Here is a 15,496-nt window from a genome sequence, read left to right on the forward strand (position 1 = left end):
TCTTTCCCGCCATGGAGGCCAGCGAACCAATTTGGTGGCGCCGCTGCATTCATCGGCGAGAAGTTGTCCAGTAACATTCTGGGTGAGGCAATGCGCCCCTCATCGGCGTCCAATTTTGACCCCTTTGCGCGGCGTTGTTTGCTGGTAGCGCTCGTCTCGTCGGAGCTGGCCGGGATAGCGGAGGCGAGACGAGCGCGGGTGGCGTGATCGTCGTCTCGGCTTTTGAACCGCCAGCTGTCGTTGCCGGTCTCGACGATGTCACAGTGATGGGTCAACCGGTCGAGCAGCGCGGTGGTCATCTTGGCGTCGCCGAACACGCTCGGCCATTCGCCGAAGGCGAGATTTGTCGTCACGATGACGGAGGCGCGCTCATAGAGCCGGCTGACGAGGTGGAACAGAAGCTGGCCACCCGACTGGGCGAAGGGCAAATAGCCGAGTTCATCCAGCACGATGAAGTCCATCCGGGTCAGATGCTCGGCGAGCCGTCCTTGCCGTCCGTTGCGGGTCTCGGTCTCGAGCCGGTTGACGAGGTCGACGACGTTGTAGAAGCGTCCTCTAGCGCCATCGCGGATGCAGCTTCTGGCGATGGCAATGGCCAGGTGGGTTTTGCCTGTGCCGGTGCCGCCAACCAGTACGACGTTGCGTTGCTGGGCGATGAAGCCGCCGCCGGCGAGGTCATTGACGAGAGTCTGATTGATTGGCGTGCCATCGAACTGGAAGTCGGCGATGTCCTTGGCAAGTGGCAGCTTGGCAATGGTGAGCTGGTATTTGATCGACCTGGCTTGCTTCTCATTGATCTCGGCGTTGAGCAGGTCGCCGACAATGCGCTGAGGTTCGTGCTGGCGTTTGACAGCGGTCGCCATGATCTCGTCGAAGGCCGCCTTCATGCCATAGAGCTTGAGTTCGCCCATGAGGTCGAAGATTTGGGTTCGTTCCATCAGATGGTCCTCCGGAGGTTGTCGTAGCGGGCACAATCGGCGATCGGTGCATGACGGAGCGTCAGTGCGGCCGGCGTCATGATGTTGGCCGGTGGGGCGAGTTCACGTTGACGGGCCAGGATATTGAGAACGACATCTGCGGAATGGACGCTGTGACTGAGCGCTTCGGCACAGGCCGCTTCCACCGCGGGGAGACCGTCAGTCAGCACCGCGTTGAGGATGTCGACCATCTGCCGATTGCCATCGTCGGTGCTGGCAAGCTTGCGCCGGATCCGCTCGATCGCGGCCGGCAGCACCCAGTCCTTGAAGGGAGCACCGTTGCGCAGGGCGCCGGGTTTGCGGACGAGCACCGGCACATAATGCCAGGGGTCGTAGACGGTATCGCCGCGACTAAAGGATCGCGGGTGCTCGGCAACGATGCGTCCATCCTGACGGATCACGATGCGATCGGCATAGGCTTGAACCTCGACCGGTCGTCCGACTGCGCTGGCTGCGACCGAGTACTTGTTGTTGTCGAAGCGCACCAGGCAGGTCTTCGAGACCGACGCCGTCACGGCATGGAAGCCGTCGAAGCGGCCGGCATAGGGAACGAGCTTGGGGCGTTCGGCTTCGAACACGTCCCAGATCGTCTAATCAACCAACTCCGGATGGCGATGAGCCTTGGCGTAGGCGATGCATTTGTCGAGCAGCCAGGCGTTTAACTCGTCGAGGTTTTTGAACCGCAGCCGCGGCGTGAAGAAGCGTTCCCTGACCAGCCCGACCTGGTTCTCGACCTGCCCCTTCTCCCAGCCCGACGCTGGCGTGCAGGCGACCGGATCGACCAGATAGTGGCTGCACATCTGCAAGAAGCGGCGATTGTAGAGACGCCCTTTACCGACGAAGATCGTCTCTACCGCGGTCTTCATGTTGTCGTAGATGCCGCGAGTGCAGGTGCCTTTGAACAGGGCGAACGCCCGGTCGTGGGCGTCGAACACCATCTCCTGCGTCTCCCGCGGATAGGCTCGCACGAACAGCATGCGGCTGTGACAGAGCCGGACATGGGCGGCCTTCACCATCACCGTGGTGCCGCTCAGCAAGACCACCTCGTGGCTCCAGTCGAACTGGTAGGCTTCGCCTGGGGCAAAGCTCAGCGGAACATAAGCGGCTGCGGTCGATTGCCCGCGTTCTTTGCTCCAGCGCCTGGCGTAACGCCGCACCGCATCGTAACCGCCGTCATAGCCGCGGCCGCGCAGCTCTTCGAAGATCCGGATCAGCGTCAACTGTTCACGAGCGGATTTAGTCACGTTCGACGCAAGCAGCCCGTCAAGTTCGACTGCCCATTGTCCGAGCTTTGGCCGCGGCTGCACCTGCCGCTCGTACTCGAATGAGGTCTCTCCCGACCTCAGCACCTTCCGGACCGTGTTCCGCGACACCTTCAGGTCACGGGCGATCTCCTTGATCGTCTTGCCCTTGATGAAGTGCTCGCGCCGGATCCGGGCAATCGTCTCCACGATCAGCATCCCCCACCACCTGCTTTGTTACGAAGCAGGCAGCGCAACAGACCAACCTGTAGGGGGTCAATTTTGGACGCCGATCCCCCGGCTTAGGGGGTCAATATTGCAGGCCGAATGACAGGGTTGAACGAGGAAGACATCACCGCCCGCCATTCATGAACGCCCGCGATAGTGAAACAGCGACCGCCGCTGGCCGTCAGTGTCACCGAAGCTGCACGATGTCTATGTCCGAGATTGAATGACTTTGGAGCAGTTCATGGCGGTCACGGCTGATCAGGCTAGGCATGAGCAGGTCTCGAACAACTTCAGCCGGTCCGGCTACGAACGGCTATCCAGTGCGAGTCAATTGTCAACCGCGACCTCGTGCTCGAGCCCTACAGGGGAAGATAGTGGCCCACTAAACGCCGCGCGATCGAGGACGATAAACCGATTGATACTGCGTACAAAACTACTCGCGAGCATCCACCCTGATTTGGCCTACGCCGATATTCTCGAGCAGGAGACCGATCCAGGATTGGCGATCCAGCCAAGCCTATCGCTCCGATGTTGGCGGTTGGCACGGTTCATGGCAGCATACCGGAGGCTCCGGAACGCCCGAAGAGGCGCGTCGACATCAGACAGCTGTCGGGGAATAGGCTTCCGAGAGTAGCTTAAGAAAACGCTGCAGGGCTAAGTTTTTGTTGTCGGTCCGCCATTGTGCTGAAAACGAAAAGCGGCTCGGTCCCATGCCATCGCGCAACTCTCGGTAGACTAGACCGGCGAAAGTTGCCCCCATATCGGACTCGAGCACCAGGCTTATGCCCGTATGCATGCTGATAAGGCTTTTGATCATGCCCCGACTGACGTCGTGGCGCTCGACCTTGGGGCGCTCCTTTGGGCATACGAGCTTGGAAATCAGAAGATCTTCAAGCTGCTTCCCTGGGTCATAATGACTGAGGAGCACTGTCTCGCCACCCAAATCGGACCAGCATACAGTCTCTCGCCCGGCGAGCGGATGATCATGGGGCAACGCCACTAGGACACGCTCGCTCCAAAGCAGCATTTCTTCAGTGTCCAACAATGGGAGGCTACCTGTCACGATCAGGACATCGAGCGCGCCGTTTCGAAGTGCCGCTGCCAGACGCGTGCGTGAGCGTTCGACTGTCACAAGTTCGATCTGCGGGAATCGCTCTTTGTACGCCAGCAGCGAGGCTTGCAGATTACCAGCCGAAAGCGAAGTGCAGAAGCCGATCGTTAAGCGGCCCGTTTCGTTGTTATGAACAGATCTTGCGACGGCAATGAGTGCGTCGAATTCCTCCAGGATGGTCCTTGCGAGCCGCAGCAGGTCGCGACCGGCCTGCGTAGGACGCACACCTCCGCTATAGCGCTGGAAGATCGCGATGCCCAATTGGTGCTCAATCTCCTCTATTCTTCTGCTAACGCTCGACTGTTGCGATCTCAACAGTTCCGCGGCTCCGCGGAAGCTGCCGCAATCGGCTGCAGCAACGGCCGACCGCAGATGTTTCAGTTCGAGAGATTTGCTGGCTTGAAGCGAAGGTCCTGTTCGGCGCGGTTTGTGCATCGCAAGTCTTGAGCAAACGCGATTCAGTTCCAGTGCGCAGCAATGCTGGCATCGTACCTAGTCTCGGGCTAGGCGGACGCTCGGGCTGACGGGCGCCCAGAGCACCGGTCCTGAGACGTTTCCCGCCTTGCGGATCCGGATCAACGCAGCGGGGGTCACCTCTAGGTATCCTGCCATGGCCGTGCTGTTTCCGAGCGGCCGGGGTTTGCCAACGGCTCGAAGCGGCCATCCTGCGCGCCGGAGAATGCGTTCCATGCGGGCATCTGTGACTGTGACGATCTCGGTTAGTTGATTGGAGAGCCCAAACTCGATCATAGCTGCAAAGAGTTCATACGTAGCGCTGGCAAGTCCGCCGCTCGCCTTCGGCGCGTCCAAAGCGACATCGAGAGCAAAGCGGCTACTTTCCCACACCTGTCCGCTTCGTGGCGCCGGTTGTCCATCCAAAAGCACTGGGAAGGTGTCTCTAAGCATCGTAGGACCGGTCGATGGAAGAAGCCTAACACACCCCTGAATTCGTCCATCATTCGAATGATACAGCAAATGCACGGGCCGGAGGACGTCGAACTCGTCGACTTCCATATCGCCGCTGACCTGGACGTCCCATTCCAGCCGCTGCTTAAAGACCCGATAGCGAAGCCGATGCATTTCGGCGAGATCGTCGACGAACTCACCGTAGTCGTCTGGACTAATGAGCCGCATCATTGTTGTAACCTTATCTGTGTCCAACCGTCAAAGCAGAGAAATGGAGTGCACTCAACCTGTGCAGGTGCACAGGTGTTCGGATCGAGGTCGGTCAGCGTCGAGATCGAGTCGCGGCCAGTCGCGCGACAGCCTGGGAAATTGAGCGGACGCCAAGCTTTGCTCGGACATTGTCCAAATGAAACGCGACCGCTCGCCTGGAGACGCCAAGTATCGTCCCGATATCCTTGAACGATTTGCCTTGCGCAGCCCACCCAAGGCACTCGAACTCGCGAGGAGACAACGCGACCCCACTGACGAAGAGATCGGGCGACCAGAAGCGCCTCGCATGCGCATGGAAGAACATCGCGATTAGCCGTAAGTTCTGCGCGTGCTTTATGCTCGAGCGCTCGAAATCCGTTCGCCGCGCGTCGGCCGCAAAGGTCAACGCGGCGACCGCGCTATTGTCGTGGATCGGAAATGTAAGTCCACAACGAATGCCAAACTCGGCAGCTTCCTCGAAGAACTCGCGCTCAGCCTCCGACTGATCTCCTGGGTTGAGTCCGAGGCCCCATCGAAACGGGTCGACCTGGCGGATGGCTCGACGTATCACAGGGTCAACGGATTCGTACTTGCGCCGCAAATAACGAGTTGTCCAGGAGGATGGATAGTTCGAAATGAGGTTGGGACAAGCACCTTGCTTCTTAGGCAGAGCAATATACGCAAAGCAAGATAGATTTAGCGCAGTAGTGATGTCGGACATACTCTGCTGAGCTGCATGTATGTCTGTGCTTTCGGTCAGTTGATCGACGAATCTCTGAAAGGTACGATGCATGGGCGACCTCCCGGATCGGCATTTGGCCCTCCCGAATCTACCGCGCGAGCCGATTGTAACGAAGTTCTCAATGGCCGCTCAGGAGTACGCCCGCGAATACGGCAAAAGCAGGAAGATGGGCGCTCCTTAGAGCAGCTTGGGTCCTCTTGATGCCCAGCACGCAGCAGAGTTGCAGCGCCAAAACGGTCTGGAACACTTTCGAGACTTATTGCCCGAGAGCATATCCTTCCAGACCAAATCAAATACAATCTCAGAATTCGACCGGGCATGCCTATCCGCGCCATTGCGCATATAGATCTGTGTCAGGCGATCCCTAGCCGCGTTGACAGATTCCCATCATATTCAATCCGCAGCGCCTATTAGTTCGGAATCCTGCGCTGTCGTAGCGAAAATTGCGGAATTTCGGCTCAACTTGCGAGGTCTGCGTCGCACTGTGCATCGCACATCCGATAGAAATGGCTTCTTAATCAGGAGATCACAAATGAAGGTCGGTGTTCCCAGAGAAATCAAGACGCACGAGTATCGCGTGGGACTGACCCCCAGCGCCGTCCGCGAATATGTGGCCGCAGGCCACAGCGTGGCGGTCGAAAAAGATGCCGGTGCCGGCATCGGCGCCAGCGACGACAATTATCGCAAAGCCGGTGCAACAATTGCCAACTCCGCTCGTGAGGTGTTCGCTTCGAGTGAGATGATTGTTAAGGTGAAGGAGCCCCAGCCGACCGAATGGACGCAATTGCGAGAAAACCAGATTCTGTTCACATATCTGCATCTCGCGCCGGATCCCGAACAGGCCAACGGCTTGATTAAATCTGGATGCACAGCAGTCGCTTACGAAACCGTTACCGATGCGCAGGGCGGTCTCCCGCTGCTCGCGCCGATGAGCGAGGTCGCAGGCAGGCTGGCGATCGAAGCGGCCGGTGCCGCCCTAAAGCGGTATGCCGGGGGGCGAGGATTGCTCATTGGTGGCGTACCTGGTGTCCAGCCGGCCCGTATTGTGGTCATCGGCGGGGGCGTAGTCGGTACGCATGCGGCACGCATGGCCGCGGGATTGGGTGCCGAGGTGACGATTCTGGATCGTTCTATACCTCGGCTTCGCGAACTGGATGAGCTATTCCACGGGCGGGTTCGCACGAGATTCTCTACCATCAACAGTGTCGAAGAAGAGGTATTTGCGGCAGACGTCGTAATCGGCGCTGTTCTTGTGCCCGGCGCGAGCGCACCGAAATTGGTCAATCGACAGATGTTGAGTTCCATGCGCAAGGGCTCAGTCATTGTTGATGTCGCCATTGATCAAGGTGGCTGCTTTGAGACGTCACGCGCGACAACGCATGCTGATCCGACTTACGAGGTGGATGGCGTAATTCACTACTGCGTTGCAAACATGCCGGGAGCCGTTCCGCTCACCTCGAGCGAGGCGCTGAACAACGCGACACTGCCATTCGGTTTGGCACTCGCCAACAAGGGGTTTTCGGCGGTGCTCGAAGATCCGCATCTCCGCGCAGGCCTGAATGTCTATCGGGGGCGGCTGACTTACAAGGCCGTTGCCGAGAGTCTCGGTCTGCCATTCTCACCGATCGAACAGGCTGCGGCCTGATCCCAGAGGTCCCCTAGGGGACGTTTCCTCCCTGACTTGGCGGGCCACTCCTTCGGGGGTGGCCCCTTTTTTGAGAACCTCCGTGTGCATAAGGGACTTGGTCGGAGGCAGGAAGCGCATTGAATGCTTCCAGCGAGTAGGAACGGTGGCTTCTTCAGCGGCACGCTTTCGCTAAGCTCGCCGCTTTGCTTCGTAGCAACCGCCTCGCTGTTGCCGGAGTTCATCCTATCCTCCGGAGCAGGTTGGGATTAGGCGCAATGCAATCTGCAGCGCCGCCGACGTATCTTGCTCGCACACTTTCCTTCGGAACTAGCTCGCCGCACCGTGCTTGCTCTGCACGTCCTGGCCCGCGGCACGATCAGGCGCGTCTTCCTTCCAGCGTACAGATCCGAACGGACGCTCCAGCATGCGCCGGACACGCACAGGCTCCGGTCCGATGTGGAATGCGCTTGCGCGCTCGTCCAGCGCCCGCTCCGAACTGGTCGCGCGGTTGCGCTGGCGCAAATAGTCGAGCCACGTTGGACAGTGATAACGCTCTGTCCACAGTTCAGGATCTGCAATGTCTCGGGCGATCGACCAGCCATAGGCTCCGTTTCGCTGACGGAACAGTTGGATGTCCTGCATCAAGCTATGGAAAGAGCGTGCGTTCTCCTGCGCTACTCGATATTCGATCTCCACCACTAACGGCCCGCTGCGTCTCGTGAGTGCCAGCCGGACTTTGGGATCCTCGAGCATCTCAGGTTCGTCGCCCCGGGCGCTAACGCGCGGCATGGGCAACCAGAGCCCGAGCAACGGCGAGACAAGCAGCAAGGCGGCCGCCAAGAGCAGGGCTACATCTACTCCGGCCACATCCGTTACGTGACCCCACGCCCCGCTTCCGACGGCGATACCGCCGGAACTGACCGCCTGGTAGGCCGCGAGCGCTCGCCCAGTCACCCAGCGCGGCGCCGACAACTGCACGCCAATGCTAAAAAGTACCCACGCCATCATCCATACCGCCCCAGCCAGCACCAGCGCGACCGCAGTCAGAAGTCGCTGGTGACTGATCGCGACCGCCACAAGAGCGCAGCCCATCGATAGTGCGCACGCGCGCACTGCAGCCTCCCCCGTCATGCGCTTGCGGACCTCGGTGATGTTGAGCGCGCCAATCACCGCACCCAGACCAAAGGCGCTGAGAATTATGCCGTAGGTTTCGGCGCCTCCTTGCAGGAGATCGCGGGCGACCAGCGGCATCAAAGCAATGACTGCGCCCCCGAATACGCCCATCACCATCGCGCGTATCAACACGATCTTAATCGATGGCGCGTTCATGATGTAGCGAACGCCAGAAACGATAGCACGATGGAGGCTTTCGGGCGGCAAACGCGATGGCTCAGGGGCGCGCTTCCACAGAAATAGCGTAAGCATCAATGGCAGATACAACAGAGCGTTGATAGCAAACGCAGCAACTACGCCAGCAACTGCGACGACAATGCCCCCGAGGGCTGGCCCAACGCTTCGCGCAAGATTGTAGCTGATGCCGTTTAAGGCAACCGCCGCGGGTAACGCTTCAGAGGGCACCTGCTCGCTTACGGACGACTGCCAAGCCGGGTCCAACAGCGCCACACCGCTACCGACCAAAAAGCACAACGCCAGCAGGAGATTTGGCGTGATCAGATCAAGCCACGCGAGCGTCGTCAGCGCGGTTGCGCCTGTCAACGAGATCCCAAGCGAGAACAGGATAATCCGGCGCCGGTCGTACATGTCGGCGATCGCTCCGGCGGGCATCGAGATCAGCATGACCGGCAGCATCAGCGCGGTCTGGACAAGTGCCACCATGTCCGCTGACGATGTCATCTGTGTCATCGCCCAAGCTGCACCCACTCCGCGGATCAAGGCGCCGAGATTGGATAGCAAACTCGCAAGCCAGATGCGACGGAAGGTGGCATGTCGAAATGGCGCAGTGATACCATCCGCCTTGATCTGGGACCTGGGCGTTTCCGTCATATCGTTTTAAGCCTTACCCCGAGGCGTTCAGACCGAAATGCCTCACCATATGCTAGCCATGGCCGGCTCTGATGTTCAAACGCGCGTTCGAACGCGTCAACGCAGAGCACATTCCAGATCGTTGGTGCTGGTTTGTCGAAATGTGCCCGCAATCTACCAATTCCTAGCGCTCGTGCGAAATGCCGCCTCTCGGACCTGCGGGCAACAAGCGACGATCCGGCACGCTCGGTTAATTCGATAGATGTAGAAGCGTCGCTCATTGGATTGGGCGGGAGGGCTCGAATGAACCTGAATAGAACTCGTCGCTTTAATATTCAACATTAGTTCGCTCAAGGGCGACAATTCAGAGATTAGTGCAGGTCACGTACGCCTCAGTATCGAATTAGTCGAGGGAGCCAATTTCATCAACGCCCTGCAGACGACCCTTTGGGACCTCGCCTCGCCAAAAAGCAACTCTCCGAGCGAATATTCGCTGCCTCGGTCCTCCTTGGACGATTGTTCGAGCAGACACTTTCCGTTGAAGGTGTCGACAGCACCAAAGTGTAAACAGATAGACCGCCGCTTTTGCGCGATATATGTCAGTGCGCGATGAAAAAACACACAAACTCAGATCGGGGAACGCGCATAGATCGTTGTGCGGCCGGCGCCACTCATGCGACCACCAACCGTCTTCGACTTGTCGTCAGAGTCTCGTCGGGCTCGGTTGCTAGGACCTTGCAGATCGGCTCGACCCCACGCGCCGCTACCTGCTTCGCCCATTCTTCGAACTCCAAGCAACAACGGTGAGAGCGAGCAGGCAAGAAGTGCGGAGCCTGGTCTGCAAACTAAGCGCAGAGGTGAGTGATCGCAGAGCTTGTCCCGCTATTCCTCGTCGGGAACTTCGACCGGTATCGCAAAGCCCGACTTGACACGGTCGATCACCACCATTGTCTTAAACCCTTTGATATCCGGGTTCTCGTAAAAGAAGCGGCGAGTGAACTGCTCGTAATCTTCCATGGTGCGCGCAGTAACGTAGAGGACAAAGTCCGCGTCGCCGGTGATGTAAAATCCGTTGACCACTTCGACCGAACCTTTGATGGCCTTCTTGAACTTGTCGATGATGTCAGAGCGTTCGCGTTCGAGAGTCACCATAACGAGCATCTGTATGGGCCTTCCCACGGCCTTCGCAGAGACGATCGACACATCAGCTTCGATGATGCCTTCCGAACGAAGTCTCTTCAGCCGTCGTTGACACGCGGTTGCAGACAGGCCGGCCATTTCGCCGATCACCTCGGAAGTCAGACGATTGTTCTTTTGAACGATCTCAAGGATGCGGGCGTCCGTTCGGTCGTAGTGCATTTATCGAGGCTCCGGGTGGATTTCGCCGCAGAATGCCGCGGCGGTGCAGGAAACACAACGAGCCGCGACAAAATGCGACGCAATTCGGTGGGCAACATTAGTATCCTGAATGCTTGGTAGATTTCAACAAGCGACCTCGCAGGACTTTGCAAATGGCCTTTCAAGCTGCCCGAACCATTCATCCGGAGATGGTCGGGATCGCTGCAAGATGCCTTCGATCGGTGCGTCGCCGCGACTTCGTTGCAGGGGCAGCGCTCATCGACGGTCGCTGGGTCGCGGGCAACCAACGAGACGTAGTGGTAGATCCGGCTACGGGGGAGCAGATTGCGGACGTTGCTCGGTGCAGTGCCGGGGACATGATGCTCGCAATAGAGGCGGCTGAACGAGCTTTTCCGGCTTGGCGAGGCTTATTGCCAGCGAGGCGGGGATCTATTCTCAGAGGTTGGGCGTCATTGATGCGCGACCATTCAGACGACCTTGCTACCTTGGTGACAAGCGAGCAGGGCAAGCCGCTGGCGGAGGCACGTTCGGAGATTGAGTACGGTGCTTCTTTTCTCGAGTGGTTCGCCGCGGAAGGGGAGCGTGCATACGGAGAGACGATTCCGAGCCATAAGGCTGACAGTTTGCTTCAAGTGCGGATGCAACCGATCGGCGTCGCGGCGGCCGTGACACCGTGGAACTTTCCCATCGCGATGATCACACGGAAGGCAGGCGCGGCTCTTGCGGCGGGCTGTCCAATCATTGTGAAGCCTGCGCCGGAGACGCCACTGTCGGCCCTTGCTCTGGCCAGATTGGCGGAGGAGGCCGGCCTTCCTGCCGGCGTGTTTCAGACGCTAGTGGGTGAGCCCATCGAGCTATCAACACCTCTATTGCGCGACACCAGAATACGCGCCCTTTCGTTTACTGGGTCTACTCAAGTTGGTCGCTTGCTTCTTGAGGGTTCAGCCCAGACCGTCAGGAAAGTCTCACTCGAGCTCGGAGGGCATGCTCCGTTCCTGATCTTTGATGACGTCGACCTTGAGAAGGCCGTCAACGGCGTGATGGCTGCAAAGTTTGCGACATCGGGCCAGGACTGTCTCGCGGCGAACCGCATTTACGTACAAAGGCGGATCCACGACACGTTCGTTGAAGCGTTGACCGCGGCAATGGCTAAGCTCACGGTCGGTCACGGCTTGAATCCTGCTACCGATATCGGGCCGATGACCAAGCTTTCGGTGGCCGAGAAGTGCAGAGCGCAGATCGTTGACGCGGTGGAAAAGGGCGCGCAGGTCTTTGGCGCGAGGAGCGATTTAAGTCTGGGCCCGAACTTCGTTCTTCCGACTCTGCTTAGCCAGGTGAGCGACGACATGCTCATCACGAATGAAGAGACATTTGGGCCCGTAGCTGCAGTATTGCCCTTCGACTCTGAAGAAGAGGTCATTACTCGAGCCAACTCGAGCGAAATGGGGCTGGCCGGCTACCTGTACACCGATAACCTGCGTCGCGCGCTCCGGCTCTCGGAGGCACTTGAGTGCGGCATGCTCGGTATCAATACCGCCTCCTTTACAGGTCCGCCCATTCCGTTCGGTGGGTGGAAACAGTCAGGACTCGGACGCGAAGGCTCTCGGCACGGCTTATCTGAATACATGGAACTGAAGTACGTGTGCTTCGGCGACTTGGCAGCTTAGGAGAAAATGAATGGTTGATATAAAGACTATCGCTGAACAAGATCGCTCGACTGTTCTCCATCCTTTTACCCAGCTCAAGGATTTCGCCACCGGCAAGATTGGTGATCCGACGATCATCACTGGAGGAAAAGGAATCCGCATCGAAGATGCGCAGGGACACAGTTATATCGATGGCTTCGCGGGGCTCTACTGCGTAAACATCGGATACGGCCGGACCGAAGTGGCTGAAGCTATTGCGCGGCAGGCGTACAAATTGGCCTACTATCACACCTATGCGGCGCACACGACCGAGGAACTCGCGACTTTGTCGCACCGTCTCGTGCAGATGGCTCCCGGTAAGCCTAGCAAGGTGTTTTATGGTTTGTCCGGATCCGATGCGAATGAGACGCAGGCGAAGCTTGTCTGGTATTACAACAACCTTCGTGGTCAGCCTAAAAAGAAAAAGATCATTTCGCGCGAGCGGGGCTATCACGGCTGCTCGGTAATTTCCGGCTCGATGACCGGTATGTCCTTTTACCACGACCATATGGATCTTCCATTCCCGGGTATCGTGCACACAGGCGCGCCGCACCACTATTGGGGCGCCGAGCCGGGCGAGACGGAAGAACTGTTTTCTCGTCGGCGGGCGGCGGAGCTTGAACAGCTAATCGTTAAGGAGGGTCCAGAAACGGTCGGTGCGTTTATTGCCGAGCCAGTGCTAGGGACGGGCGGGATCACGCCCCCGCCTGCAGGCTACTGGCGCGAGATTCAGGCCGTGCTTAGGCGCTATGATGTTCTTCTGATCGCAGATGAGGTCATCTGCGGTTTTGGTCGAACCGGAGCTGATTTCGGCAGCACGCTTTACGAGATGGAACCGGATCTGGTCACGGTCGCAAAAGGCCTGACGTCTGGCTACGTTCCGCTCTCGGCTGCCATCGTTGGCGAGAAGGTCTATGCCGTGATGGAGGACGCAGCGGATCGGGTGGGAGTCTTTTCCCATGGTTACACCTATTCCGGCCATCCAATTGCGGTAGCTGCTGCCAATGCAGTCCTTGATATTGTCGAGCAGGAGCGTCTCAGCGACCGGGCAAAGACAGTCGGTGCACATTTCCAGAAGAGGCTCAAGGAAAAATTTGCGCAGTTGGAGATCGTAGGCGAAGTTCGAGGCGTAGGCTTGCTCGGTGCGGTCGAGTTTGTCGCCGACCGTCAGACCAAGCGCCGATTTGATCCAGAACTCAAGGTGGGAGCACGGATCTCCAAGGCTGCTCGCGATCGCGGACTCATCGCGCGCGCTATGCCGCACGGAGACATCCTTGGATTTGCTCCTCCTCTCGTCGTATCCGAAGCCGAAATCGACGAGATCGTTGATCTGGCTTATAAAGCGACGAAGCAAGTGATGGATGAGCTTGCGAAGTAAGCCGCCGGCAGCCGGGCAATGTGCCGGTATGTGACGCCCGGAGGCCCTGTTCGTTCTTGGACAGACAGGTCGGCCCAGCGTCCATATAGCGATGCACGTCGAGCCATCAGTTGTGCCTTTACTGGGGGCACTCACACGGTTTCTCGTCTAGACGAAGCGCTCCCGATCGCCACCGCATTCCGGCAGGCTCTCGACTTATCCGGTGTCTCACGGCGAAAGAGCCTTACGAAAACATGCAGGCTCTCGCCATTGGGCGCAGAATTTCGAATTTACAAAGGGCTACATTGAGGAACTTCGACTTTAGTCGTCCCGTAATATTTTGTGAAAATGGGATGAGCAGAAGCCTCAGTCGAATTCTCTGCCGATGTAGTCGCTGCAGCTCCTGTCCTCGCAAAATGGGAATGAACTAGCTGACGACCCTCGCGCAAATGCTGGGGCTAGCCACGAGGGGACGAATTGCATGGAGTATGCTGCTTGCAGTCATAAAGGGGGCGATCTCTCGTCGGTAAGGCGACGCGCCGCGCTATTCCTAGACAATCTAACGGGAGAGGGTCATCGGGCATCTATAGCTCGCCAAAGCTCGGTTACCAAGTGGACAACAATCGGCGATGAACAATGTATTGTCGGTGAGTTGAAAGCAAGCAAAGGCGACAGAAACGAGGCGGCTGAGGCGCGACTTTGTGCGCTAACCGCTTTTGAAGTGGCCAGGCGGCTGCTCGATGCCAGCGATCCTCGATGGAGGGAAGTGACAGCCAAGATCGAAGCTGGAATTGAATGCCTTGAGATGACCCTGGCGAAGATCGAGCGGGTAAAGATTGCAGCCTGCGATTACACCGAGATCTTAGCCTACTATGTTCCTGCCGGTCATCATTGTCCGCCGACACCTGCAGTCATTTGCATCAGTATGGAAGACGAATCAGAGGCCACGTTGCTGGCAAGGCTTCTGCCGGCGGCGATTGATCGGGGCATGTCGCTCCTCGTCGTATCTCATCGCGACGTCTCAAATGCCGCGCGTGGCCTTTCGCAAGCTTTGTTGTCGGCCTGCCTGGACTACCTCGCTGCTCGGCCCGACGTCGACGCCGCTCGGATCGGCGTCTATGGAGAAGGAACGTCGGCTGCTTTGGCTACGGACTTCGCTGGCTCTGATCACCGTCTTGTTGCGGCCGTTTGCGATGGTGGACTTTGGAACTTGGCTCGCGTGCAGGCCTCAGTCGTCTGGATGACTAGCCTTGGAGACGCGCCGGAGCAACGAGGGAGTACGGCACATCGCACGCAATTGATGCGTCGATTGAGGTGCCCAGTTCTCGTGGTGACCGGTGGGCGCGGCGTTGTCAGCGTCTCGGAGGCGATGAAACTGCAGACCGAGTGTATTGAGGAGCGCATTGACCTGGATCTGGCCATGCCACGGATGATCAAAAGCTCGGGCGGCTGCATCGAAAACTTCGTGACTTCCGACGATTGCATCTTCGATTGGTTAAAGCAGAAGCTTGCGTACGGGGCAGCTCCGTCATCACAACCAAAAGATCGCCCGCATATCAATGCGCACGTTCTCAGTCGCTGATTGGCAGCCTGCGATCCGGCTATCGCGTTGTGTGGAGGCATTCTTTTCGACCGAGCTTGGCCGCATTGAAGATGCACAATCCAGTCCGCCGGCCGCGCTGCACTTGTATTCACCAGTTGCTCCACGGTGGACCACAGGACTTCGCATGAAAACGGCGCTTTTTCTGCAATAGTTGCAGTATTTCGGCGCGCTGGGCGGCTTCGTCACAGATTTTCCTACAAAAAGGTGCCTATTCTCAGGGGAGTTTGGCATATGCACGGAGACAACGGGAGGAGCAGATGTATTGAGCACCGCAAGTGCACCGCTTTGTGCCACTTACAGAAACTCGATACCTCCGTCACTGCGAACTGCGCGCCGGGAGGGCGACTTGGGCAAGTGCTCTCTGAGCTCAATTTGACAAAAAGATAGGTTCGCTCGAATTCGCGGATCTGTCACCATCGCGGCATTCT

9 protein-coding genes and 2 pseudogenes are annotated in these 15,496 nt (G+C 58.2%); 4 read left to right on the forward strand and 7 right to left on the reverse strand.

Going from position 1 to position 15,496, the window contains the following annotated elements; all coding sequences use genetic code 11:
- Positions 1–215: 215 nt before the first annotated feature.
- From istB to ABIB00_RS36675, 5 genes and pseudogenes are all read right to left on the reverse strand, one after another.
- Positions 216–938 (reverse strand): annotated as a pseudogene (gene istB / locus ABIB00_RS36655) (IS21-like element helper ATPase IstB); the annotation flags it as partial.
- 8 nt (positions 939–946) lie between these two features.
- Positions 947–2,437 (reverse strand): annotated as a pseudogene (istA, locus tag ABIB00_RS36660) (IS21 family transposase); the annotation flags it as partial.
- Positions 2,438–3,044: 607 nt separating this feature from the next.
- Positions 3,045–3,992, reverse strand: a complete 948-nt coding sequence (locus ABIB00_RS36665) for a LysR family transcriptional regulator (RefSeq protein WP_354107719.1) — start codon at positions 3,990–3,992, stop codon at positions 3,045–3,047.
- Positions 3,993–4,049: 57 nt separating this feature from the next.
- Positions 4,050–4,694, reverse strand: coding sequence for an acyl-homoserine-lactone synthase (locus ABIB00_RS36670; RefSeq protein WP_354107720.1), 645 nt, complete (start codon positions 4,692–4,694; stop codon positions 4,050–4,052).
- 91 nt (positions 4,695–4,785) lie between these two features.
- Positions 4,786–5,505, reverse strand: a complete 720-nt coding sequence (locus tag ABIB00_RS36675; RefSeq protein WP_354107721.1) for a helix-turn-helix transcriptional regulator — start codon at positions 5,503–5,505, stop codon at positions 4,786–4,788.
- Between the two features lie 481 nt (positions 5,506–5,986).
- Between ABIB00_RS36675 and ald the strand changes: the two genes are divergently transcribed.
- A complete protein-coding gene (gene ald, locus ABIB00_RS36680) occupies positions 5,987–7,099 on the forward strand; it encodes an alanine dehydrogenase (protein ID WP_354107722.1) in 1,113 nt (370 codons plus the stop codon).
- A gap of 309 nt (positions 7,100–7,408) precedes the next feature.
- Here ald and ABIB00_RS36685 read toward each other — a convergent pair whose 3' ends face one another.
- Both ABIB00_RS36685 and ABIB00_RS36690 read right to left on the reverse strand, forming a co-directional pair.
- Complete coding sequence (locus ABIB00_RS36685) at positions 7,409–9,085, reverse strand: MFS transporter (protein ID WP_354107723.1); 1,677 nt, start codon at positions 9,083–9,085, stop codon at positions 7,409–7,411.
- Between the two features lie 861 nt (positions 9,086–9,946).
- Positions 9,947–10,423: an Lrp/AsnC family transcriptional regulator gene (locus tag ABIB00_RS36690; RefSeq protein ID WP_354107724.1), complete on the reverse strand. Its 477-nt coding sequence runs from the start codon at positions 10,421–10,423 to the stop codon at positions 9,947–9,949.
- A 188-nt stretch (positions 10,424–10,611) separates the two neighbouring features.
- Here ABIB00_RS36690 and ABIB00_RS36695 point away from each other — a divergent pair, with 188 nt between their 5' ends.
- From ABIB00_RS36695 to ABIB00_RS36705, 3 genes are all read left to right on the forward strand, one after another.
- On the forward strand, positions 10,612–12,090 hold the full coding sequence (locus tag ABIB00_RS36695) for an NAD-dependent succinate-semialdehyde dehydrogenase (RefSeq protein WP_354107736.1): 1,479 nt from the start codon (positions 10,612–10,614) through the stop codon (positions 12,088–12,090).
- A 10-nt stretch (positions 12,091–12,100) separates the two neighbouring features.
- Positions 12,101–13,486 (forward strand): aminotransferase, encoded by a 1,386-nt coding sequence (locus tag ABIB00_RS36700; protein ID WP_354107725.1) that lies wholly within the window; start codon positions 12,101–12,103, stop codon positions 13,484–13,486.
- Between the two features lie 460 nt (positions 13,487–13,946).
- The gene (locus ABIB00_RS36705) at positions 13,947–15,047 is read left to right on the forward strand and encodes an alpha/beta hydrolase family protein (protein WP_354107726.1); all 1,101 of its coding nucleotides are present in this window, start codon (positions 13,947–13,949) and stop codon (positions 15,045–15,047) included.
- The last annotated feature ends 449 nt before the right edge of the window (positions 15,048–15,496 follow it).

Origin of the sequence: Bradyrhizobium sp. LB14.3 (assembly GCF_040547985.1) — a bacterium.
Classification (GTDB): domain Bacteria; phylum Pseudomonadota; class Alphaproteobacteria; order Rhizobiales; family Xanthobacteraceae; genus Bradyrhizobium.

Excerpts from the sequence above, each read along its gene's own strand:
- ABIB00_RS36675 (WP_354107721.1), bottom strand. The coding sequence starts at position 5,505 with ATGCATCGTACCTTTCAGAGATTCGTCGATCAACTGACCGAAAGCACA.
- ABIB00_RS36670 (WP_354107720.1), bottom strand. The coding sequence starts at position 4,694 with ATGATGCGGCTCATTAGTCCAGACGACTACGGTGAGTTCGTCGACGAT.
- ABIB00_RS36690 (WP_354107724.1), bottom strand. The coding sequence starts at position 10,423 with ATGCACTACGACCGAACGGACGCCCGCATCCTTGAGATCGTTCAAAAG.
- ald (WP_354107722.1), top strand. The coding sequence starts at position 5,987 with ATGAAGGTCGGTGTTCCCAGAGAAATCAAGACGCACGAGTATCGCGTG.
- ABIB00_RS36700 (WP_354107725.1), top strand. The coding sequence starts at position 12,101 with ATGGTTGATATAAAGACTATCGCTGAACAAGATCGCTCGACTGTTCTC.
- ABIB00_RS36705 (WP_354107726.1), top strand. The coding sequence starts at position 13,947 with ATGGAGTATGCTGCTTGCAGTCATAAAGGGGGCGATCTCTCGTCGGTA.
- ABIB00_RS36695 (WP_354107736.1), top strand. The coding sequence starts at position 10,612 with ATGGTCGGGATCGCTGCAAGATGCCTTCGATCGGTGCGTCGCCGCGAC.
- ABIB00_RS36685 (WP_354107723.1), bottom strand. The coding sequence starts at position 9,085 with ATGACGGAAACGCCCAGGTCCCAGATCAAGGCGGATGGTATCACTGCG.
- ABIB00_RS36665 (WP_354107719.1), bottom strand. The coding sequence starts at position 3,992 with ATGCACAAACCGCGCCGAACAGGACCTTCGCTTCAAGCCAGCAAATCT.